The sequence below is a fragment of the Micromonospora sp. NBRC 101691 genome (assembly GCF_030269285.1).
Taxonomy (GTDB): domain Bacteria; phylum Actinomycetota; class Actinomycetes; order Mycobacteriales; family Micromonosporaceae; genus Micromonospora; species Micromonospora echinospora.
The window spans coordinates 155,053-175,725 of the sequence record NZ_BSTB01000004.1 but is presented as its reverse complement, the minus strand read 5'-3'; the positions used below and the strand labels follow the sequence as shown (position 1 = coordinate 175,725).

The window sequence follows — 20,673 nt, the reverse complement described above, 5'->3', positions numbered from 1 at the left end:
CGGCACCGGACCCGGAGGACCTGCGATGGTGGCACCACCACCCACCCGGCAACCGCTGTTGAGCGTCGACGACCTCGTGGTCTCCTTCGACGGCCCGCTCGGCACCCACCCGGTGCTCAACGGCGTCTCGTTCCACGTGGACGCCGGGGAGACCCTGGCCATCCTGGGCGAGTCCGGGTCCGGCAAGTCGGTCACCGTCCGCGCGGTGATGGCGCTGCTGCCCCGGCACAGCGCCACCATCGCCCGCGGCACCATCCGCTACGACGGCGAGGAGCTGACCGCCCTGCCGGTACGGCGCACCCGCCAGCTGTGCAGCACCGAGTTCGCCATGGTGTTCCAGGACTCGCTCAGCGCGCTCAACCCGGTGGTACGGGTCGGCGACCAGATCGCCGAGCTGTACCGGGTACGGCGGGGCGTGTCCCGCCGCGAGGCGTGGGCGCGGGCGGTGGCCGGCCTGGAACAGGTCGGCATCCCGCACGCCGCCCAGCGCGCCCGCGACTACCCGCACCAGTTCTCCGGCGGGATGCGTCAGCGCGTGGTGATCGCCATGGCGCTCGCCCTCGGCCCCCGGCTGCTGATCGCCGACGAGCCGACCACCGCCCTGGACGTGACCGTGCAGGCGCAGATCATGGACCTGCTGCGCGACCTGCGCCGGGCCAACGGGATGGCGATGATCCTCATCACCCACGACCTCGGCGTGGTGGCCGACGTGGCCGACCGGGTCGCGGTCATGTACGCCGGCTCCGTCGTCGAGACAGGACCGCTGCGCACCGTCTACGACACCCCCGCCCACCCCTACACCCGGGGACTGATGAACTCGATCCCCACCCCGGAGCACGCCGGTGCCCGGCTGACCCCGATCGAGGGCATGCCGCCCGCGCCGCACCGGATGCCCACCGGGTGCGCCTTCCACCCCCGCTGCCCGCTGGCCCGGCCCCGGTGCCGCACCGACCGTCCGGCGCTGCGGGAGATCACCCCCGGCCAGCTCTCCGCCTGCCACTACGCCGAGGAGGTGGTGACCGGTGTCCACACCCGAGACGCGGCTTGAGGTCCGGCAGCTCCGGGTCGCCTACCCCGGCGGCCGGCGCGGGCTGCTCCACAAGGCCCCCAAGATCGGTGCCGTCGAGAACCTCGACCTCACCGTGACCACCGGTCGCACCCTGGGGCTGGTGGGGGAGTCCGGCTGCGGCAAGTCCAGTCTGGCCCGCACGATCGTCGGCCTGCGCCGCCCCAGCGGCGGCGAGATCTGGTACGGCGGCGAGCGCATCGACACCGCCGACACGACCCGGCGTCGCCGCCTCACCCGCGACATCCAGATGGTCTACCAGGACCCGTACTCCTCGCTGAACCCGCGCAAGACGGTCGGCTTCATCGTCAGCGAGGGCTGGCGGGCCCACCGGGGAATGCTGCCGCGTGAGCGGTGGGCCGCCCGCACGGCCGACCTGCTCGCCCGGGTGGGGCTCGCCGCCGAACTGGCCGACCGCTACCCGCACCAGCTCTCCGGCGGCCAGCGGCAGCGGGTCGGCATCGCCCGCGCGCTGGCCCTGTCGCCCCGCATCGTGGTCTGCGACGAGCCGGTCAGCGCGCTGGACGTCTCGGTCCAGGCGCAGACCCTCAACCTCCTCGCCGACCTGCGCGACGACCTCGGCCTGGGTTACCTGTTCATCGCGCACGACCTGTCGGTGGTGCGGCACGTCAGCGACGACGTCGCGGTGATGTACCTGGGCCGGATCGTGGAGACCGGACCGGCCGCCACCGTCTACGACGAACCGGCCCACCCGTACACCCGGGCGCTGATCTCGGCGGCCCCGGTGCCGCGCCCCTGGGCCGGCCCGCCGACCGAACGCATCGTGCTGCGCGGCGAGGTGCCCTCGCCCGCCGACCCGCCCTCGGGCTGCCGGTTCCGCACCCGGTGCCCGCTCGCGCAGCCGTACTGCGCCGAGGCCGTCCCCGAGCTGCGGACCGTCGCCGGACGACAGGTCGCCTGCCACTTCGCCGAGGCGAGCCTGGCCGGCCGGACGGACGTCGAGCCGGAGCCGTCGCGGTGAGGGACGCACCGGTGCGGATCGGCGTCGACCTGGGTCAGGGCGGCTGCCGCGCGCTCGCCCACCACGACGGACGCACCGGCCACGCCCGTACCCCCGGATTCTGGTCGGGGCAGCCCGCCGCGCGGATCGCCGAGGCGGTCGGCGCGGCCCTGGCCGACCTCGGGCCGGTGCCCGACGGACCGGTCGCGGTCGGCGTCGGCATGACCGGCCTCAACGGCCGGACGCCCCCGACCGACGACCTCCGGACCCGGCTGCGGGACCGGGGGCTGCGCGGCACGCTGCACGTCGCCGACGACAGCGTCACCGCCTACCTCGGCGCGCTCGGGCCGGTGCCCGGGGCGGTGGTCGCGGCCGGCACCGGCGTGGTGGTGCTGGCCGCCGCGCCCGACGGGCGGACCGCCCGGGTCGACGGCTGGGGAGCCGCCCTGGGGGACCGGGGCTCCGGCCACTGGATCGGGCGGACCGCGCTCCGGCTGGCCCTTCGGCAGCGGGACCGGGACCGGGCGGGACCCCTGCTCGACGCCGCCGTGGCCACCTTCGGTCCGGTGGAGACCCTGCCGGCCCGCTGGCGGGAGCGGCCACCCACGCCCGAGCAGCTCGCCGGGTTCGCCGGCGCCGTGGCGGAGCTGGCCCGCGCCGGCGACCCGGACGCCCGGTCGGTCTGGCGGCGGGCCGGCGTGCTGCTGGCCGACTCGGCGGTGGCCGCGCTGCGCCGGACCGGCCTGGCCGGCGCGGTCGTGCCGGTGGCCGGGACCGGCGGCGTGTTCGCCGCCGCCGACCTGCTGCTGCCGACCTTCACCCGGGCGCTGCGTGTCGGAGCGCCGTACGCCCGTCCGGTCACCGCCACGGCCGACCCGCTCGCGGGCGCCCTGGCGCTCTGCGCCCACCCCACCGGGGAGACGCTGTTCACCGGACTGGTCGTCCACTGTGATATCGAGGAAAGGGCAGGAAAGCGATGAACGTGGCCGAGGCCATCCGGGGACGGTTGGTCGTCTCGTGCCAGGCGCAGGACCCCCGGAGCCCGTTCCTGGACACCGCGCACATGATGGCGATGGCGACCGCGGCGGTGCTCGGCGGCGCGGCCGGGTTGCGCGGTCAGGGGGTGGCGCACGTGCGGGCCATGGTCACCCTCGGGGTGCCGGTCGTCGGGCTGGTCAAGCGGCACGTCCCGGGCAGCCCGGTCTACATCACGCCCAGCCGGGCGGACGTGGTCGCGCTGACCGGCGCCGGCGCCCAGATCGTGGCCGCGGACGCCACCGACCGGCCCCGGGCCGGCGGGGAACGGCTGGCCGACCTGGTCGCCGCCACCCACGCCGGTGGGGCGCTGTTCATGGCCGACGTGGACAGTGTGGACTCCGCCCTCGCCGCGGTCGACGCGGGAGCCGACCTCGTCGGGACCACCCTCGCCGGCTACACCGGCACGACGGTGCCGGACGGGCCGGACGTCGACCTGGTCGCCGCGATCAGCCGGTGGTGCCCGGTTCCGGTCGTCGCCGAGGGGCGGTACCGTACCCCTGCCCAGGTCGCGGCCGCTTTCGACGGGGGCGCGTGGGCCGTCGTCGTCGGCACCGCGATCTCCGACCCGGTGCACACCACCCGCCGGTTCGCGTCCGCCTGCCCGCATGTCCCCGTGGAGTCACGATGACCACCAAACTGAGCCAGATCCGGACCGCGCTGCGCAGCCGGGTGGCGGACATGAAGGCCCACACCGCCCTGCCCCGCGAGCGGGACCTCGCCGAGGAGCTGGGGGTCAGCCGGACCACGCTGCGGCAGGCGCTGCGGGAACTCACCACCGACGGCCTGATCTACACGATCCGGGGTCAGGGCACCTTCGTCTCCGACACCCGGATCGCCAAGGGCACCAGCCTGAGCGGCTTCACCGAGGACATGCGGGCCCGGGGCCTCACCCCGAGCAGCAAGATGCTCGACGCCGACGCGGTGGTCGCCCGGGACACCCTCGCCAACGAACTCGGCCTGCCGGAGGGCTCGCTGCTCTACCGGGTGGAGCGGCTGCGGATGGCCGACGGCGCGCCGATGTGCCTGGAGGAGGTGCACCTGCCGGCGGACCTCTTCCCCGGGCTGCTGGTGGAGAACCTCGACGGCCCGCTCTACGAGACCATGCGGGACCGCTACCAGGTGCAGGTCGTCGTCGCCCAGCAGATGATCGCCGCCGTGGTGCCCACCCCGCGGCAGTGCCAGCTGCTGGAGATCTCGCCGGTCGCCGCGCTGTTGGAGGTGCGGCGGATCGGGTTCGACGGCCGGGGCCGGGCGGTCGAGCTGGCCGTGTCGTACTACCGCGGCGACCGCTACCGCTTCGCGTTGACCGCCCGGCGCGGGGAGGACGGCTGATGACCGCGACGATCGTCCCGGCGCCCCGCCGGGCGCGCCCGGCCACCGGGGAGAGCACCGACGTGCTCGTCGTCGGCGGCGGCGTGGGTGGCGTCGCCGCCGCGCTGGCCGCCTGCGAGGGCGGTGCCCGGGTGGTGGTGGTCGAGCCGTACCGGTGGATCGGCGGCCAGCTCACCTCCCAGGCGGTGCCGCCGGACGAGCACCGGTGGATCGAGACCACCGGGTCGACCGCGAGCTACCGGCGCTTCCGGCGCGGGGTGCGCGACTACTACCGTGACTGGTACGCCCTCGACCGGGCCGCCGGCGGTGACCTGCTCAACCCCGGCAACGGCTGGGTCAGCCCGCTCTGCCACGAGCCGCGCGCGGCGCTGGCCGTGCTCCAGGCCATGATCGCCCCGTGGTGCGCCGCCGGCCGGCTGGTCGTGCACACCGAGGCCCGGCTGCTCGCCGCGCACACCGACGGCGACACCGTACGGGGGGTGAGCGTCCGGCTCGCCGACGGGACGGTACGGGAGATCACCGCCCGGCTGGTGCTGGAGGCGAGCGAGACCGGTGAGCTGCTGCCGCTGGCCGGGATCGAGTACCGCACCGGCACCGAGTCGCGGGACCAGACCGGCGAACCGAGCGCGCCCGACCGGGCCGACCCGCTCAACATGCAGGCCGTCACGGTGTGCTTCGCCCTCGAACACGTCGACGGGGACCACACCGTGGACCGCCCCGACGGCTACGAGCGGTGGCGGACGCTGACCCCGCCCGGCTGGCCGGACCGGCTGTTCAGCTGGACCTACCCGGACCCGCGTACCGGTCGACCGGTCACCGGCCGGTTCACGCCCAACCCGGAACGCGCGGCGGCGTCCATGGAGGAGGCGTTGCGGGCCCCGGAGCTGTGGACGTACCGGCGGATCCTCGACCGGCGGGCGTTCCGGCCGGGGCTGCTGCCCAGCGACGTGACCATCGTGAACTGGCCGATGACCGACTACCTGGACGGTCCGCTGTTCGACGTGCCGGACGCCGAGTGGCACCTGCGGCGGGCCCGCGAGTTCAGCTACGCCTTCCTGTACTGGTTGCAGACCGAAGCGCCCCGCCCGGACGGCGGCTGCGGCTACCCGGGCCTGCGGCTGCGCCCCGACGTCACCGGCACCCCGGACGGGCTGGCGCAGGCGCCGTACATCCGGGAGGCCCGCCGGCTGCGGGCGGTCACCACGCCCACCGAGCAGGACCTGTCGGTGGCGGTACGGGGCCGGGCCGGCGCGGTGCGGTACCCGGACACCGTCGGCACCGGCCACTACCGCATCGACCTGCACCCGAGCACCGGCGGGGACGGCTACCTCGACGTCGCGGCGCACCCGTTCGAGATCCCGCTGGGGGCGCTGCTGCCGCAACGGGTGACCAACGTGGTGGCGGCGGGCAAGGCGCTGGGCACCACGCACATCACCAACGGCTGCTACCGGGTGCACCCGGCCGAGTGGTCGATCGGCGAGGCGGCCGGGGCGCTCGCCGCGTTCTGCCTGACCACCGGCAGCACCCCGCACGCGGTCCGGGAGCGGCCCGGACTGCTGGCGGACTTCCAGGACGCGCTCGCCGCACGGGGCGTCGACCTGCGCTGGCCGGAGGGGACCGCCCTGCCGCCGGAGTGAGCCCGGCCCGGCGTCGGCCGCGCGCCCGCGTCCCTCAGGCGCTGGCGGCCAGCGGCGGGGCGGCGGCCGGCGGCGCGGACGCCGCCGGCCGGGTCCGGGCCCGGCCGGTCGTCCCCGCGGCCACCGCCGCCGGGACCGGTTCCGGCGCCGGGGGCGCCGTCGCGCCCACCAGCCGGACCGGTCGGGGCGACTCGTCGTGGCGGGCGGTGGCCAGCCGGCGTCGGAACTCGGCCCGCACGGCGCGCGGCAGCCGCTCGTACGCCACCCGGGCCAGCGCCTGGTCCGTGACCTCGTACCCGTTGCGGGCCGAGCGCCACACCAGCAGGCCGCGCTCCGCCGCGACCCGCAGCGCCGCCCGCAGCGGCTCCGGGTCCCGGTCGAGCAGCCGGCCGAGCCGCTCGGCGGTGAAGCCCGCACCGAGCACCGTCCCGGCCATCACCACCGCCCGCCCGACGCCGTCGAGGAGGTCGAGGCGGGCGGCGACGCTCCGGCGGACCGCCTCCGGCACCGGTGGCTCGCCCGCCGCGTGGTCGTCGTCGCCGTGCTCCGCGTACGCCCGGGCGCGGCCGGGAAGGCCCGCGACCAGGGGCAGCAGCCGGGTCACCGTCGCCGTCTCGCCGAGCAGGTGGCGCAGCAGCCGTCCGGTGTCGACCGTGCCCAGGGGCGGCACGGTCAGCCGGTGCCGCCGGTCGGCCGGACCGAGGGGGAGCAGGTCACCCCACTCCGGACGGTGGGTGACCACGACGACCAGCGGCACCGCCCGGGCCGTCGCCGCGGCGAAGAGCTCGTGCAGGAAACGGCCCACCTCGGGAGCCGCCCGGTCCACGTCGTCCACCGCCACCACCAGCGGCGTCCGCCCGGCGAGCGCGAGCAGCACCTCCCGCCACCGCTCCGCCGCGCCGACGTCGGCATCGGCACCGAGCAGCGTCCCGAGCGCGGTGACGGTGGCGGAGAGCCGGCCGGCCGGGACCGCCGGCACGCAGGCGGCCAGCAACCGGTGCCGTACCGTGGCCGGGTCGTCGTCGACCCGGACTCCGGCGTGGTCGCGCAGCAGCGCGGCGAGCGGGGCGGTCGGCACGTCCGGGTACGGCGGGCACTGCGCCCCGCACCAGCGCACCGGCATCCCGTCGACCTGCCGCACCGTCCGGGCCAGTTCCGCCAGCAGCCGACTGCGGCCGACGCCGTCCGGGCCGACCACCGAGACCCAGCGGGCCGCTCCGTCCCGTACCGCCCGGACGACCTGGTCCCGCAGGGCGGCCAGCTCCCGCCGCCGGCCGATGAACGGCGTCTCGCCCCCGGTCGGCCGGGCCGGGGCGACCCCGGCGGCCCGCCAGACGGGAACCGGGGCCGGCTTGCCGGCCATCGACGCCGGCGGCAGGTCGCGGTACCCGATCAGGTCGGCGGTGGCCCGTCGGGTGGCCGCGCAGACGATCACCGTGCCCCGGGGAGCGTGCTCCTGGAGCCGGGCGGCCAGGGTGACCACCGCGCCGCTGACCGCGCCGTGCCCGGCGTCGCGTGCGGCGGCCAGGTCCACCACGGCCTCGCCGGTGGCGACGCCGACCCGCAGCCGCACCACCGTCCCGCAGTCCAGCCGACGCCCGTCCAGGACCCGCTGGATCTCCAGCCCCGCGCCCACCGCGCGGTACGCGTCGAACCCGTCGGACTCGACGCCGCCGAACAACGCCATGACGGCGTCGCCGACGAACTTCTCCACCACCCCGTTCCACCGGCGCAGGACCGCCGCGACGGCACCGAAGTACTCCTGTTGCAGGGCCCGGACGTCCTCCGGGTCGAGCCGGTCGACCAGCGCGGTCGACCCGACGATGTCGACGAAGAGGACGCTGACCGTACGCCGCTCCTCCGGCACCGGCCAGAGCCGCGCCCCGCCCGTCGCCGCTGCTGGCTGGGTGACTGTGCTGACGTGCATCGCGTTCACCTTTCCCCCGTGGTGCCGGACGACATGTCCGAGATTCGCACCACCGGCCCGACGGCGGATCTGCCGAACGACGTATGTCGGCCTCATGCAACTTTCCGTCGCCATTCCGACGCGAGGAGTACCACAGGGCCGATTTACCCTTATGAACGCCCTGGCCGATCCCATTAGGCTGCTTTCCATGGCCAGCGATGTGGACGCCGCCCCGCTGGTCGGCCGTGCCGACACGGTCGCGATGGTGCGCACCGCCCTGCTCGACCGGGTCCCGCAGGGCCACACCGCAGCGGTCTTCGTCAACGGGGAGAGCGGGGTGGGCAAGAGCCGGCTGCTCGGCGAGGTGGCGGCGGGACTGCGTGACGCGGGGGCGGTCGTGCTCACCGGAAGCTGCCTCGACATCGGCGACGCCTCACCGCTGCACCCGCTGCTCCAGGCGCTGCGCCGGTTCGAGACCGAGGCTTCCCACGCCCGCACCTGCTCGGCCGTGCGCAGCCTGCTCAACATGTTCGCCGACGAGACCCCCGGCCGGGAGGGGGCCGGCACCCTGCTGGAGCGGGTCTCCCGTGGGCTGCACCTGATCGCCCAGGGCCGCCCGCTGGTACTCGTGCTGGACGACCTCCAGTGGGTCGACCGCAGCACCCGGCAGCTCCTGCTCTACCTGCTGGCCGGGCTCGGCGACATGCAGCTGTCGGTCCTCGCCGCGATCCGGGCCGAGGCGTTGCAGGGCGCCCACCCGCTGCGTCGGGTCCTCACCGAACTGCGGCGGCTGCGGTCGGTGCGGGTGCTCGACCTGGCCCCGCTGGACCGCGTCGCCACCCGGCAGCTCGCCACCGCGATCGTCGGCCGGCCGCTCGCGCCCGAGGCCACCGAGCAGGTGTGGCGACGCAGCGGCGGCAACCCGTTCGTGGTGGAGGAACTGGCCCGCGACCTGCGCGACGGGCGGGACGGGCTCTCCGACACGCTCCGGGAGATCTTCCTCGACCGGGTGGAGGCCCTGCCCCCGCACGCCCACGAGGTGGTCCAGGCGGTCGCCGTCGGGGTGGAACCGGTGGAACACGACCTGCTCGCCCGGGTCGTCCGGCTCCCCGAGGAACAACTGATCGAGGCGGTGCACGCGGCGATCGCGCACCGGCTGCTGGTCTGCGTCGACAACGCGTACCACCTCCGGCACCGGCTGGTCGCCGAGGTGCTGGACCACGAACTGCTCCCGGCCGAGCGGGCCGCCCTGCACCGGCGCTACGCCGACGCGCTCGGCGCCGGGCCGGCGCAACTGCGCCACGCCCGGTCGGCCCACCACTGGCGGCTGGCCGGCGAGCCGGTGCGGGCGTTGCGGGCCGCGATGGCCGCGGCGGAGGAGGCCGAACGGCTGCACGGCTACGCCGAGGCGCACCGGCACTGGTCGCTCGCCCTCGACGCGGCCACCGACACCGGGCTCGGCACGCCGGAGCGGGTGACCCTGCTGGAGAAGGCGGCGGAGGCCGCCCACCACTGCGGCGAGCACGCGCGGGCCCTGGCCCTGCTGGAGGAACAGGCCGCTCTCGCCGGCGGGTCCACCTGCGTCCTGCACATCCGGCGGGCCCGCTATCTCGCCCACGCGGGCCGCTCCGCGCTGGCCGAGGCGGAGTACCAGCGCGCCCTGGACGCGCCGGACTGCACGCCCCGCCAGCGGGCGACCGCCGCCGCGCACCTGGCCGAACTGCTGCTGCACCTCGGCCGGTACGCCGAGGCCGGCCGCCGGGCCCGGGAGGCGCTGGCCCGTTCGGCGTCGGTCGCGGGCTCCACCTCGGAGGTGGTGCTGGCCAGCGCCGCCCTCGGCTTCAGCGAGGCGTACCTGGAGGACCCGGACGCCGGCCTGCCGGTGATGCGGGAGGCGCTGGCCACCGCCGAGCGTTCCGGCCGGCCCGAGGACGTCGCCCTCGCCTACCTGCACCTCGCGGAACTGCTCACCGGTCCGCTCAACGTGATCGAGGAGGGCGTCGTGGTGGCCCGCCGGGGCGCCGAACGCGTCACCGAGCTGGGGCTGGGCCGGACGTTCGAGACCCGGCTGCTGGCCGTCGCCGCCAACGGGCTGTTCCGGGTGGGACAGTGGGCCGAGGCGGAGAAGGTCATCGCCGACGCGCTGCGGCACCGCCCCTCCGGTGCCGACGCCGCCGAACTGCTGCTCGCCCGCTGCCGGCTCTCGGTGGCGTACGGCGACGTCGGGGCCGCCGACCGGGACCTGGAGGCGGTGGCCACCCTGCTCGCCGGGGGCGGGGCCCGGCACGTCCTGCCGCTGCTCACCCTGCGGGCCGGGCTGGCCATGTGGCAGGGCCGGCACGACGAGGCCCGGCAGGCGGTCGCCCGTGGTCTGACCGAGACCCGCTCCGACGACCTGGTCCTGCTGGCCACCCTCGCCTGGCACGGGCTGCGCGCGGAGGCCGAGGCGTACGCCAGCCGTACCGGTCGGGTCGACCTGACGGCGGTGCGCCGGCTGCGGGAGGTCACCAACCGGGTCCGGCGCACCAGCGTCCAGGCGGCCCGGCCGGTCCGCGACGTGGTCGACGCCTTCCTCGCGCTCTGCACCGCCGAGGTCGGCCGGCTCGACGGCCCCGGTGACCCGGTCCTCTGGGCGCGGGCGGCCGAGGTCTGGGACCGGCGCCGGCACCCCTACCCGGCGGCCTACTCCCGGCTGCGGCAGGCCGAGGCGCTGCTGGCCCGGCGCGGCCGGGACGCCACCGCGGCCGCCCTGCTCCGGGAGGCGTACGAGGCGGCCCAGGGGCTGGGAGCGCGGCCGTTGAGTGAGGAGATCGCCGCGTTGGCGACCCGTGCCCGGGTGCCGGTGCCGGACCCGACGGCCGAGCGGGACGGCGACCGCGCCGGAACGTCCGGAGGAGTCCACGACGAACTGTCCGCGCTCACCCCGCGCGAGCGCGAGGTCCTGGCGCTGGTGGCCGAGGGGCTGACCAACCGGGAGATCGGCCAGCGGTTGTTCATCAGCGAACGGACCATCGGCGTGCACGTCTCGCACATCTTCGACAAGCTCCAGGTCCGCACCAGGGTCCAGGCCAGCGCGATCCACCTGCGCCACCGTCCGGGCTGAGGGTCCGTCGACGCCTCCCGGGCGGCGCCGGAATACGTCGTTCTACTGATTCCCACCCCACCCCGGGCTGCCACGCTGTGCACCGCGGCGACACGGGGCGCCGCGACCACAGGGGAGGAAGACATGACCGCACCGGTCTGGGGACCCGTCCACCAGGACATCGCCGACCTGCTCGCCGACCATCCCGCCGACGTGCCGGCGGTGGTCGACCACCTGACCAAACTCCAGGACGTCCTGGTCCGGCTGCCCCCGTTGCACCAGAGCTGCCCCCTGGCGGACTTCAACGGGCTCTACCTGACGATCACGGCGAAGGTGTTGGAGCGGCTCTACGACGGCCGCTTCGCCGACCCGGCGTTCCTGTCCCGCCTGGACGTGGAGTTCGCCGCCCGCTACTTCGACGCGTTGCGGCTCTGGACCGAGTCGAGTACGTACACGCCCCAGGCCTGGGCGTGCATCTTCGAGCGGATGCACGGGCCGGACGTCCGGCCGCTGCCGGCCGCGGCGGCGGGCGTGAACGCGCACATCAACTTCGACCTCCCGTTCGCGCTGGTGACCACCTTCGACCACCTGGAGTCCGAGCCGGCCGACGACGGTGACCAGCACCGGGACTACCTCCAGATCAACGAGATCTTCGCCGAGTCGATCCCCACGCTGCGCCGGGGCTACCTGGACCGGTGGCAGCTGATCATCGACACGCTCAACGGTGACCTGGACGACTGGTACCAGGGGGAGCTGGTGCAGTACACCCGGGACGTCGCCTGGCGCAACGCCCAGCGGATCTGGCGGGTACGGCACGACGCCCACGCCCGGGAGCGTGAACGTGACCGTCTCGACGGCACGGCCTCCCGCCTCGGCCGCCTGCTGCTCTCGCCGCTGGGCGCGCTGCTCCAGTAACCCATCCTCCTAGGACGCTATACAGGATGTGTGCGCTCAAGCCGAAACCCGTTACGCGCGCAGTCGTGGCAGCTCAGATGTATGACACGCCGAGCGGATCACACCTCAGGCAGCCACGAAGGCCGGACGCCTGGCGTCGGTGCGGGCGATCCGCGCCGAGCATGGCGGGTGCCTCGTCGGGGACCGGCGTGGCGTCCTCGTGCCGGACGGAGGTGGACCAGGCGGTGGGGGAGAGGGGGAGGGTCGGCCCGGCTGGGTCTTCACGGTCGATCCCATGTCTACGGCCATCCGCCACCCTCTCCGTGATGTGTGCTGTTGCATCGGGCGGCCGTCGGTGGAGCGCGGTTCCACCGGATCGGAACGGTTCGCCGGACCGCCCTTCACGCATCGGCGATACCACGTCAGACCGACCGGAGTTTCCCGGGCACTGATATTCAGGCGCAATTCCCGCGTGCGCAAATAGCACACGACGAATGCTGTCGCTCTTCGTTGTGGACGTGCCAGTCCTCTGCCGTTCGACCCTCGGCCAGCTCGTTGCGCCCGTCGTGTGCTGGTGTGGCGGCACGGCCGCCGGCAGAGGAGAGGTCCGCTGCACCGGCACTCGCCGTCGCCGACACCGCCAGTGGCCCGCAGTCGCCAGTGTCAGCGCCTTCCCGTCCGACTGACCGAAGCAGATGAAACTGATCAGCGCCTCTACAGGGTCGAAACTGGGGCGAGGCGTGTTCGTCGAGGTCGACGACCCCCACCGTGACGAGGCGACTCTCCTCGCCCACTACGACGACCTGCCGCTTCCTGTCGAACGAGGCGGACCGGCGGTGCCCCTGATCGGCGACTGGCTGCACTCCGCCGGAGGCGGGTCGCAGGTGGAGTGCTTGATCGGGTGATTGCCGAGATGAACAAGATTCCAGTCAAGCTCATCAATTGACTGACAGTTAAGAACGTCGATATCCTGGCGCGGCAGATCATGATCTGCGTTCGCCACGGTCTCCCACACCCAGCGTCAGCACGGAAAGGGATCACCATGAAGGATGTCGGCGTAGCCCGGCGACGGCGGTTGGTCGGTTCGGTCGCGACAGCCGGTATGGCCGCCCTGTTCCTCTCGGCGACCGCGTCCCCGGTGGCGGCGGAGGAGGGCCGGATTCTCGGCGCCGGCCACCCGGACGCCATCCCGAACAGCTACATCGTGGTGCTCAAGGAGAGCAGGGCGGCTGACACGCAGGCCATGACGCGTCAGTTGGCTGCGGAGTTCGACGTGCGGGTGGAGTACACCTACTCGCATGCGGTGCGCGGGTTCGCCGGCACGATGAGCCCGGCCGACGCCCGCCGGCTCGCGGCCCAGCCCGAGGTGGCGTACGTCGAGCAGAACGCCGAGGTGCGGACCACCGCGACCCAGCCGAACCCGCCGTCGTGGGGGCTCGACCGGATCGACCAGCGGGACCTGCCGCTGAACAGCAGCTACACGTACCCGAACACGGCGGGCAACGTGCGGGCGTACGTGATCGACACGGGTATCCGGACCACGCACACGGACTTCGGTGGCCGGGCGTCCTGGGGCACCAACACCACCGGCGACGGCAACAACTCCGACTGCAACGGCCACGGCACGCACGTGGCGGGCACCATCGGCGGCACGGCGTACGGTGTGGCCAAGGGGGTGTCCCTGATCGCGGTCAAGGTCCTCGGCTGCACGGGTTCGGGCAGCTGGGCGGGGGTGACCGCCGGGGTGGACTGGGTGACCGCACACCACGCCCCCGGGGTGCCGGCGGTGGCGAACATGAGCCTCGGCGGCGTCGGCAGCAACGCCACGCTGGAGAACGCGGTCCGGAACTCGATCGCCGACGGTGTCGTCTACGCGCTCGCCTCGGGCAACAACAACAGCGACGCCTGCAACTTCACCCCGGCCCGGGTGGGCGAGGCGATCACAGTCAACGCCAGCACCCGCACCGACGCACGCGCGTCGTTCTCCAACTGGGGCACCTGCACCGACATCTTCGCCCCCGGCGACGGCATCACCTCGGCCTGGCACACCGGCGACACCGCGACCAACACCATCAGCGGCACCTCGATGGCCGCCCCGCACGTGGCCGGCGCTGCCGCCCTGGTGCTCGGTGCCAACCCGGGCCTGATTCCGGCCCAGGTCGCCGACACCCTCTACGCCAACGCCACCCTGAACAAGATCACCAACCCGGGTACGGGTTCGCCGAACCGGCTGCTCCACGTTCCCTCCGGCACCGTCACGCCCGGCACGGCCACCATCTACCGGCACGTGAACGGCCCCGACCACGTCAGCAGCACCAGCCTCTCGGTCGGCGGCTACACGCGTGAGGGTCCCCTCGGGAAGGTGCACAACACGGCCGTCGCGGGCACAAAGCCGATCTACCAGTGCGTCGTCGGTGGCTGGGACTACATGACCTCTGTCGACTCGAACTGTGAGGGCCAGGGCCGCGCCGGCCTCATCGGCTACGTGTACGACTCGCCGCCGTCCCAGCCGCACCAGGCGTTCTACCGGTGCCTGGTGCGGAGCAACGCCGACCACTTCGACTCGACCGACGCCAACTGTGAGGGCCAGATCGTCGAGGGTCTCACGGGTTACCTGCTCGTCTGACCCGGACCGGTCCGGCCCGTCCGACGGGGCCGCGGTACTCGCGCACCGCGGCCCCGTCCCGTGCGACGGCGGCAAGTCGCAGGCGATGGCGTCCGGCTCTTCTCGCCCTCGGTGCGGGGGGCTCAGTCTCCGAGTTGCCGGCGGAAGCGTTCCTCGTCGGCCTTCTCGTGCCTCTTGACCACTTCCATCGCGTTGATCTGCGGATCGCTCCTGTCGAAGACCGCCTTCCTGCCGTCAGGGCTGACGAGCAGCGGTACCGTGGCGCTGACCGCGACCCCGAGGGTGCGGGAGTCCTCCAGGACCTCAAGCTTGGTGTGCTGTCCGTTCGGCCCGGTGAACTGGACGATGTAGGCCCACCTCACGTTCGAGTTCCGGACGCTGTGGACCCGTGAGTCGAGCACCTTGCCGGTGGTCTTGACCCAGTTGCGGTGCGAGAAGCGGAAGAACATGGGCTCGTTCCCGTCGGATCCGTGGGCCGGGGGGCCTGCTGTCGGCGCCAATGTGCCAGGCATCGTCAAGGTGCCGGTCGGTGCGTGCAGATGCTCATCGAGCTGCGCCGCCTCACCGTTGCCGTGCCGCCCGGCACCGTCATCTGCCTCGTCGCCACTGAGCCCGCCGCGCCGCTGGACCTGGCGGCCTGGTGTCACCTCACCGGTCACACCTACTTCGGCCCGGTCGACGGCACCGAACGCCCGACCTACGCGATGCGGACCACGGCAGGCGGCGTGCCCACCGACCCGGCGCGGCCGTGGAACCCCGTACGGTGAACGGTTCCCGGGCTGGCCCGCCGGCCGGCACGTGACCGGCCCGATCTGGTTGTGCTGGCAATGGTGGTCGATGATGTCGCTATGCGTTCGCGACGCTGGGTGGTCGTCGGGGTGGGTGGGGCGGTCGCCGCCGGGCTGGTGGTGGCGGCCGTGCTGTTCGGGTTGCGGGGGGTGGAGGTGGCCGGTTGGCTGGCCGGTGTCGCCAGCCTGGTGGTCGCGGTCACCGCGGTCCTGCTGGCCCCGTCGGGAGCGTCGAAGCCCGCACCGGCGGCGTCGGGCGAGGTACGGCCACCGGCGGGGTCGAGGTCGGTCGTCGTGCGGGGTGACGTCACCGGGATCGTGTCGACCGGCGACGACACGACGAACACCCAGCACCGGTGAGCTGGTGGTCCCGACGTGGGCGGTCGACATCCGCGCGCGTCGAACCGACGACGCCGGAGCCGGTGGACGGGCCGGCCGGGTCGCGGGCGACCACGGCCGGCAACATCTCCGGTATCGCGTCCACCGGTGACCACGCGACCAACACCCAGCATGTCACCGTGGTGTCGGCGGAGGCGCTGGTCGCGCCGGAGGCGGTGCCGGCCCCGGCCGGGCTGGTGAACCTGCCGGCGCGACTGCGGCACTTCGTGGGCCGTGCGGACGCGCTCGGCTGGCTGGACGGGGCCGCCGAGGATCCTGCTGCGGTGGTCGTGCAGGCGGTCCACGGGCCCGCCGGGGTCGGCAAGAGCGCCCTGGTCGCCCGGTGGGCGGCGGACCGCCGCGAGGACCACCGTCCGGTCTGGTGGATCACCGCCGACAGTCCCGCTGCCCTCGACGCCGGCCTGGCCGCGCTGGCCGTCGCGCTCCAGGCGGGCCTCGGCGCGGTCCTGCCGTCGCGGGCGCTGCGGGAGTGGGCGGTACGGTGGCTGGCCTGCCACGACGGGTGGCTGCTGATCCTCGACGGCGTCACCGATCCCGGCCACCTCACCGGCCTGCTGGCCCGGCTGCCCCGAGGTCGGATCGTGCTGACCAGCCGCCATGCCACCGGCTGGCCGGATGTCGTGACCGCGCTCCGCCTGGACGTCCTCGAACCGCGCCAGGCGGTCGAACTGCTCACCGGGATCGTCACCCGGGGCGGGGGCGTCGTCGATCCCGCCGACGCCGTCGAGATCTGTGCCGAGTTGGGCTGCCTGCCGTCGGCGGTGGCCCAGGCAGGTGCCCACCTGGCCCAGAGCGGCGTCACGGTCGGGGACCACCGTCGGCTCCTGGCCCAAGATGCCGCCCGCACCCGTCGCGACGGCGGGGAGCCGGCCGCTCCGCGTGGCCGCGACCTGTCGCCGGCGCCGGGGGAGAGGCGACCCGAGCCGGGGAAGAGGCGACCCGAGCACGCCGCGTCGGTGGTGGAGACCGGTGAGCCGTCCCTGCTCGCGGGTGAGGCCCCGCCGCTGGAGGACGTGCCGGGTGCGGGGGAATCCGTCGCGCCGGTCGCCTCGGCGACGTCCCCTTCGTCTCCCGCCGACCGCCTGCCGGAAGCGCTCCGGCGCGGTCTGACCCGCCGCAACGCCATCATCGGTGCCGGCGCCCTGGGTGCCGGTGCCCTGACGTGGAAGCTCGCCGGTGCCCCGGGGCTCGGCGGCCGGCCGGAACGGCCGACCCCGAAGCGGCGGTGGAAAGCCTCGCTGGGGCTGGAGCAACTCGTGACCCTCTTCGTCAGGGACGGGTTGGCCTACGTCACGGGTGCCTCCAAGGTGTCCGACGTGCTGTCGAGCGCCGCGATCGTCGCGTTGGACCCGGCCACCGGTGCCCAGCGGTGGACCTTCCCCACCGGGGACACCGCCGACTCGGTCATCGTGGACGGCGGGGCGGTGTACGCGAAGGTCGACGACGGCACGACCACCTACGTCCACGCGCTCGACGCGGCCAGCGGTCAGCGGCGCTGGTCCTACCAGGTCGCCGACGCCACGGTCGATCTCGTCGGCGTCAGCGACGGGGCCTTCCGCCTGGTGGTCAGCGGGGAGGATCAGCGCCTGCTCTCGCTGGACGCGAAGGGGAAGCCGACCCCGACGGCCCAGCTGCCACCGGACCAGAACGTCGACTTCCTGTCGCACGGCGTGCTGTACTCCAGCAGTTTCGGGGATGAGGACGACGACGTCCCTCCCTTGGCTGTCGCCACCGACGTGACGACGGGACGCCAGAAGTGGCGGATCGAGGGCGCGGGCAAGTACATCGGGGCGCTGCGGTCGGACGGCGACGTCACCTTCGGGTACTCGGCGGTCGAGAGCCGCCACACCACCCTGCTCGCCTGGGACGCGAACACCGGGCGGCAGCGCTGGAGCCTTCCGCTCCTCGTCGACGTCGATCCGCTGCACCTGGGCGGTGGTCTCCTGTACCTGTTCACCGCGGACGGTCGCGGCCCGGCCGGCTACCTCTACGTCGTCGATACTGCGGCGGGAACCGTGCGGTGGCGGGCACGGGCCGGCCGGGCCGAACTGTTCTCCGCCCTTTCGGTGGTGTTCGCCGACCGGACCGTCTTCTTCGCCGGCGACGCGGTCTACGCTTTCGACGTCGCGACGGGCGCCCGGCGCTGGCGTACCGAGTCGCTGGACATCCGGTACGTATCGACCCTGCTTCTGGACTCCGGGAAGCTGTTCGTCACGGTCGCCCCCAATGCGAAGGGCCATCCGACGAAGCTCTACGCCCTCGACGCCGCGACGGGCGAGGTCGTCTGGGAGCATCCGATCACCGCCGAGTACCGCGCGCCGAACCCAGCCGTCGCGGGCCCGCTCGTTCTCGTGCCCAACGAGGACGGCATCTGGGCCTTCGAAGCCTGACCACCACCTCTGCGCCCGCCGTCTGCGTGCCGGCCCGCCTCAGTCGGTGACCGAGAATCGGGGAAGCCAGCCAGAGTGGCGAGCGCCCACAGTTGGACGGTAGCACCGACGCGGTACCACTCCCGTAATCGAAACAGCGATCTACCAGCGGGTACGTGACGCGGCCGACGCGTCCGTGATCCACGGCCTTAACGAAGGCTTCCTAGCGTCCGGGGTGATCATCGAACCCCCACACCCGGAGGCTTGACTTGAGCCAGACCCGCAGGGACTTCCTTCGCCGCGTCGGCATCGCCGGGGGCGCCGGCGTCATGCTGCACAGCATGGGCGCGCTCGGCCTGACAAGCGCCCATGCCGCCGAGACACCCCCGTTCACACCGCTGAAGAAGAGCGACCTCGGCCGGCACGGGAGGAAGACGGTCATCGTGATGGGCGGCGGCATCGCCGGCCTCACCGCCGCCTACGAGCTGCTGAAGGGCGGTTACCACGTCACCGTCCTGGAGGGGCGCGACCGGCCCGGCGGCCGCAACTGGACCGTGCGGGGCGGGGACACCTTCACCGACCTGAAGGGCCGGACCCAGAAGGCGACCTTCGCCAAGGGGCAGTACATGAACGCGGGCCCCGGGCGCATCCCCCAGATGCACGTGACCCTCGACTACTGTCGGGAACTCGGCGTCCCGATCGAGGTCTTCACCAACGCGAACGCCGACGCCTTCCTCTACCGCGAGAACGTGCCGGGCGCGCTCAACGGTGTCCCGGTCCGCCAGCGGGCCGTCAAGGCGGACGCCTACGGTTACACGGCCGAGCTGCTCGCGAAGGCGACCGACCAGGGATCGCTCGACCAGTACCTCACCGCCGAGGACAAGGAGCGGCTGCTCTCCTACCTGCGCAGCTTCGGGGCCATCGGGTCCCGGGTCGCCGGTGACCCCGCTGCCAGCTTCAAGTACAACGGCGGCGGGCGGCGCGGCTACGACCCGCAGCCGGGCGCCGGCCTGGAGGCGGGCACCCCCATCCCGGCGTACGCGATGTCCGACCTTTTCGCCTCGACGCTGGGCAACTACTTCTCGTTCGAGATGGGCTTCGACCAGGCGATGATGATGTACCAGCCGGTCGGCGGCATGGACCGGATCGCCCACGCCCTCGCGAAGGCGGTCGGTGCCGGCCGACTGCGCTACAACGCCCGGATCGTCGAGTACCACAACACGGCCGACGGTGTCGAGGTCGTCTACACGACCCCGGGCGGTACGAAGAAGGTCGTCGGCGACTTCGCGATCAACACCATGCCCCCGCACATCGCTGCGAAGATCAAGTCCAACCTGCCCGCCGCGATCGTCACCGCGCTCGGGTCGGTGAGCGTGACCAACGCCGGCAAGATCGGCATCGAGTACGACCGCCGGTGGTGGGAGGAGGACTTCCGCATCTACGGCGGCATCACCAACGCCAACACCAACCTGGCGAACATGTGGCACCCGTCGTACGGCTACCACGGCGAGCGGGGCACGATGATCGGCTACTACAACACCGGCGCGAACGCGAACTTCTACGGCAACCTCACCCCGCCGCAGCGGCTGGCCGAGGCCGTCACGCAGGGCAAGAAGATCTTCGGCGACGTGTACGGCAAGGGCATCACCGCGTCGTTCTCCCAGGACTGGGCCTCCACGCCGTTCTCCGAAGGGGCATGGGTCGGCTGGCCCGGCGCGGTCGGGGGACAGACCGGCGCAGGGTACCGCAGCCTCCTGGAGCCGACCGGCAACGTCTACTTCGCCGGCGACCACCTCAGCCACGCCATCGCCTGGCAGCACGGCGCGATGGTCTCCGCCCGCGTCGCCGTCGAGTCCCTTCACACCCGGGTCACGGCCGCATGAGCACGCCCGTCACCTCCGGCAGCCCCACCAGGAAGGCATTCACCATGCGCCGACTCGGCATCCTCGTCCCCGCCGCCGTTGTCATCCTCGCCGTCCCGACCGTCGCGGTCGCCGGCGGGCTGTTCCCACCGCGACCCGGCACCACGGTCAGCGTGCTCCCCGCCGGACAGGACAACCCGATGATCGCCGACGGGGTGGCCATCGGTAAGGGCGCGGCGCTCTACAAGACCAGCGGCCTCGGCCCGGCGGCGCTCAACACGGCCGCGCCGGGCGGGTCGGAGGCGCGCTACATCGACACCGAGGTGTTCCCCGGTGGTGTGCTGCCACCCGGTGTGACCATCACCGAGGCGCAGGGCATCAACGTGCTGCGTCGCATCGGGGAGAACCTGGCCCGGGCGGGCCTGTCCTACGAGGACGTGATCAGCATGCGGGTGTTCCTCCAGAACCCCGCCGGCCAGGAGCGGATGGATTTCAACGGCTGGAACCGGGCCTACCGCCAGTTCTTCGCCAACACCAGCCTGTCGACCGGTAAGCCGGTGCTCGTGCCACTCGGGTCGGCCGCGCCGGCCACGCCGATGGTGGTCAACCCCGCCCGGCCGTCGCGGTTCGCGCTCGAAATCGAGAACCTGCCGGTGAACGGCTGGCTGGTCGAGGTCGAGGTGGACGCCGTCTACCCGGCGAACGGCAAGTGA

At 73.6% G+C, this 20,673-nt stretch carries 17 protein-coding genes; 15 read left to right on the top strand and 2 right to left on the bottom strand.

Annotated features, from left to right (window positions below; genetic code table 11):
- Positions 1 to 25 precede the first annotated feature (25 nt).
- The 6 genes from QSK20_RS09590 to QSK20_RS09565 are packed head-to-tail and all read left to right on the top strand — an operon-like array spanning position 26 to position 6,034.
- Positions 26 to 1,048, top strand: coding sequence for an ABC transporter ATP-binding protein (locus tag QSK20_RS09590; protein ID WP_285788227.1), 1,023 nt, complete (start codon positions 26 to 28; stop codon positions 1,046 to 1,048).
- A complete protein-coding gene (locus QSK20_RS09585; protein ID WP_285788226.1) occupies positions 1,023 to 2,048 on the top strand; it encodes an ABC transporter ATP-binding protein in 1,026 nt (341 codons plus the stop codon). Before QSK20_RS09590 ends, QSK20_RS09585 begins: the two co-directional genes overlap by 26 nt.
- On the top strand, positions 2,045 to 3,007 hold the full coding sequence (locus QSK20_RS09580; RefSeq protein WP_285788225.1) for an N-acetylglucosamine kinase: 963 nt from the start codon (positions 2,045 to 2,047) through the stop codon (positions 3,005 to 3,007). The genes QSK20_RS09585 and QSK20_RS09580 overlap by 4 nt, the downstream gene beginning before the upstream one ends.
- Complete coding sequence (locus QSK20_RS09575) at positions 3,004 to 3,693, top strand: N-acetylmannosamine-6-phosphate 2-epimerase (protein WP_285788224.1); 690 nt, start codon at positions 3,004 to 3,006, stop codon at positions 3,691 to 3,693. The genes QSK20_RS09580 and QSK20_RS09575 overlap by 4 nt, the downstream gene beginning before the upstream one ends.
- Positions 3,690 to 4,397: a GntR family transcriptional regulator gene (locus tag QSK20_RS09570; protein WP_285788223.1), complete on the top strand. Its 708-nt coding sequence runs from the start codon at positions 3,690 to 3,692 to the stop codon at positions 4,395 to 4,397. The genes QSK20_RS09575 and QSK20_RS09570 overlap by 4 nt, the downstream gene beginning before the upstream one ends.
- Positions 4,397 to 6,034, top strand: a complete 1,638-nt coding sequence (locus QSK20_RS09565) for an FAD-dependent oxidoreductase (RefSeq protein ID WP_285788222.1) — start codon at positions 4,397 to 4,399, stop codon at positions 6,032 to 6,034. Before QSK20_RS09570 ends, QSK20_RS09565 begins: the two co-directional genes overlap by 1 nt.
- A 34-nt stretch (positions 6,035 to 6,068) precedes the next feature.
- Here QSK20_RS09565 and QSK20_RS09560 read toward each other — a convergent pair whose 3' ends face one another.
- Positions 6,069 to 7,961 carry an adenylate/guanylate cyclase domain-containing protein gene (locus tag QSK20_RS09560; RefSeq protein ID WP_285788221.1) on the bottom strand — a complete coding sequence of 631 codons (1,893 nt, stop codon included), beginning with the start codon at positions 7,959 to 7,961 and terminating at the stop codon, positions 6,069 to 6,071.
- Between the two features lie 187 nt (positions 7,962 to 8,148).
- Here QSK20_RS09560 and QSK20_RS09555 point away from each other — a divergent pair, with 187 nt between their 5' ends.
- From QSK20_RS09555 to QSK20_RS09540, 4 genes are all read left to right on the top strand, one after another.
- Complete coding sequence (locus QSK20_RS09555) at positions 8,149 to 11,043, top strand: helix-turn-helix transcriptional regulator (RefSeq protein ID WP_285788220.1); 2,895 nt, start codon at positions 8,149 to 8,151, stop codon at positions 11,041 to 11,043.
- A gap of 123 nt (positions 11,044 to 11,166) precedes the next feature.
- A complete protein-coding gene (locus QSK20_RS09550) occupies positions 11,167 to 11,937 on the top strand; it encodes a DUF5995 family protein (RefSeq protein ID WP_285788219.1) in 771 nt (256 codons plus the stop codon).
- Between the two features lie 719 nt (positions 11,938 to 12,656).
- Positions 12,657 to 12,821: a hypothetical protein gene (locus QSK20_RS09545; RefSeq protein ID WP_285788218.1), complete on the top strand. Its 165-nt coding sequence runs from the start codon at positions 12,657 to 12,659 to the stop codon at positions 12,819 to 12,821.
- Between the two features lie 137 nt (positions 12,822 to 12,958).
- Entirely contained in the window at positions 12,959 to 14,542 is a 1,584-nt protein-coding gene (locus tag QSK20_RS09540; protein ID WP_285788217.1) for a S8 family peptidase, read from the top strand.
- Positions 14,543 to 14,664: 122 nt separating this feature from the next.
- On the opposite strand, the gene QSK20_RS09535 is transcribed toward QSK20_RS09540, so the two are convergent.
- Entirely contained in the window at positions 14,665 to 14,991 is a 327-nt protein-coding gene (locus tag QSK20_RS09535; protein WP_285788216.1) for a DUF3592 domain-containing protein, read from the bottom strand.
- A gap of 90 nt (positions 14,992 to 15,081) precedes the next feature.
- Between QSK20_RS09535 and QSK20_RS09530 the strand changes: the two genes are divergently transcribed.
- The 5 genes from QSK20_RS09530 to QSK20_RS09510 all read left to right on the top strand — a co-directional run bounded on the left by QSK20_RS09530 (position 15,082) and on the right by QSK20_RS09510 (position 20,673).
- A complete protein-coding gene (locus QSK20_RS09530) occupies positions 15,082 to 15,309 on the top strand; it encodes a sulfurtransferase TusA family protein (protein WP_285788407.1) in 228 nt (75 codons plus the stop codon).
- A gap of 81 nt (positions 15,310 to 15,390) precedes the next feature.
- On the top strand, positions 15,391 to 15,690 hold the full coding sequence (locus QSK20_RS09525) for a hypothetical protein (RefSeq protein ID WP_285788215.1): 300 nt from the start codon (positions 15,391 to 15,393) through the stop codon (positions 15,688 to 15,690).
- Entirely contained in the window at positions 15,687 to 18,119 is a 2,433-nt protein-coding gene (locus tag QSK20_RS09520; protein WP_285788214.1) for an outer membrane protein assembly factor BamB family protein, read from the top strand. The genes QSK20_RS09525 and QSK20_RS09520 overlap by 4 nt, the downstream gene beginning before the upstream one ends.
- A gap of 248 nt (positions 18,120 to 18,367) precedes the next feature.
- A complete protein-coding gene (locus QSK20_RS09515; RefSeq protein ID WP_285788213.1) occupies positions 18,368 to 19,981 on the top strand; it encodes a flavin monoamine oxidase family protein in 1,614 nt (537 codons plus the stop codon).
- On the top strand, positions 19,978 to 20,673 hold the full coding sequence (locus tag QSK20_RS09510; protein WP_285788212.1) for a Rid family hydrolase: 696 nt from the start codon (positions 19,978 to 19,980) through the stop codon (positions 20,671 to 20,673). Before QSK20_RS09515 ends, QSK20_RS09510 begins: the two co-directional genes overlap by 4 nt.

Coding starts and splice junctions, on each gene's coding strand:
- QSK20_RS09525 (WP_285788215.1), top strand. CDS start 15,391: ATGCGTTCGCGACGCTGGGTGGTCGTCGGGGTGGGTGGGGCGGTCGCC.
- QSK20_RS09535 (WP_285788216.1), bottom strand. CDS start 14,991: ATGTTCTTCCGCTTCTCGCACCGCAACTGGGTCAAGACCACCGGCAAG.
- QSK20_RS09565 (WP_285788222.1), top strand. CDS start 4,397: ATGACCGCGACGATCGTCCCGGCGCCCCGCCGGGCGCGCCCGGCCACC.
- QSK20_RS09575 (WP_285788224.1), top strand. CDS start 3,004: ATGAACGTGGCCGAGGCCATCCGGGGACGGTTGGTCGTCTCGTGCCAG.
- QSK20_RS09540 (WP_285788217.1), top strand. CDS start 12,959: ATGAAGGATGTCGGCGTAGCCCGGCGACGGCGGTTGGTCGGTTCGGTC.
- QSK20_RS09555 (WP_285788220.1), top strand. CDS start 8,149: ATGGCCAGCGATGTGGACGCCGCCCCGCTGGTCGGCCGTGCCGACACG.
- QSK20_RS09510 (WP_285788212.1), top strand. CDS start 19,978: ATGAGCACGCCCGTCACCTCCGGCAGCCCCACCAGGAAGGCATTCACC.
- QSK20_RS09590 (WP_285788227.1), top strand. CDS start 26: ATGGTGGCACCACCACCCACCCGGCAACCGCTGTTGAGCGTCGACGAC.
- QSK20_RS09570 (WP_285788223.1), top strand. CDS start 3,690: ATGACCACCAAACTGAGCCAGATCCGGACCGCGCTGCGCAGCCGGGTG.
- QSK20_RS09550 (WP_285788219.1), top strand. CDS start 11,167: ATGACCGCACCGGTCTGGGGACCCGTCCACCAGGACATCGCCGACCTG.
- QSK20_RS09560 (WP_285788221.1), bottom strand. CDS start 7,961: ATGCACGTCAGCACAGTCACCCAGCCAGCAGCGGCGACGGGCGGGGCG.
- QSK20_RS09530 (WP_285788407.1), top strand. CDS start 15,082: ATGCTCATCGAGCTGCGCCGCCTCACCGTTGCCGTGCCGCCCGGCACC.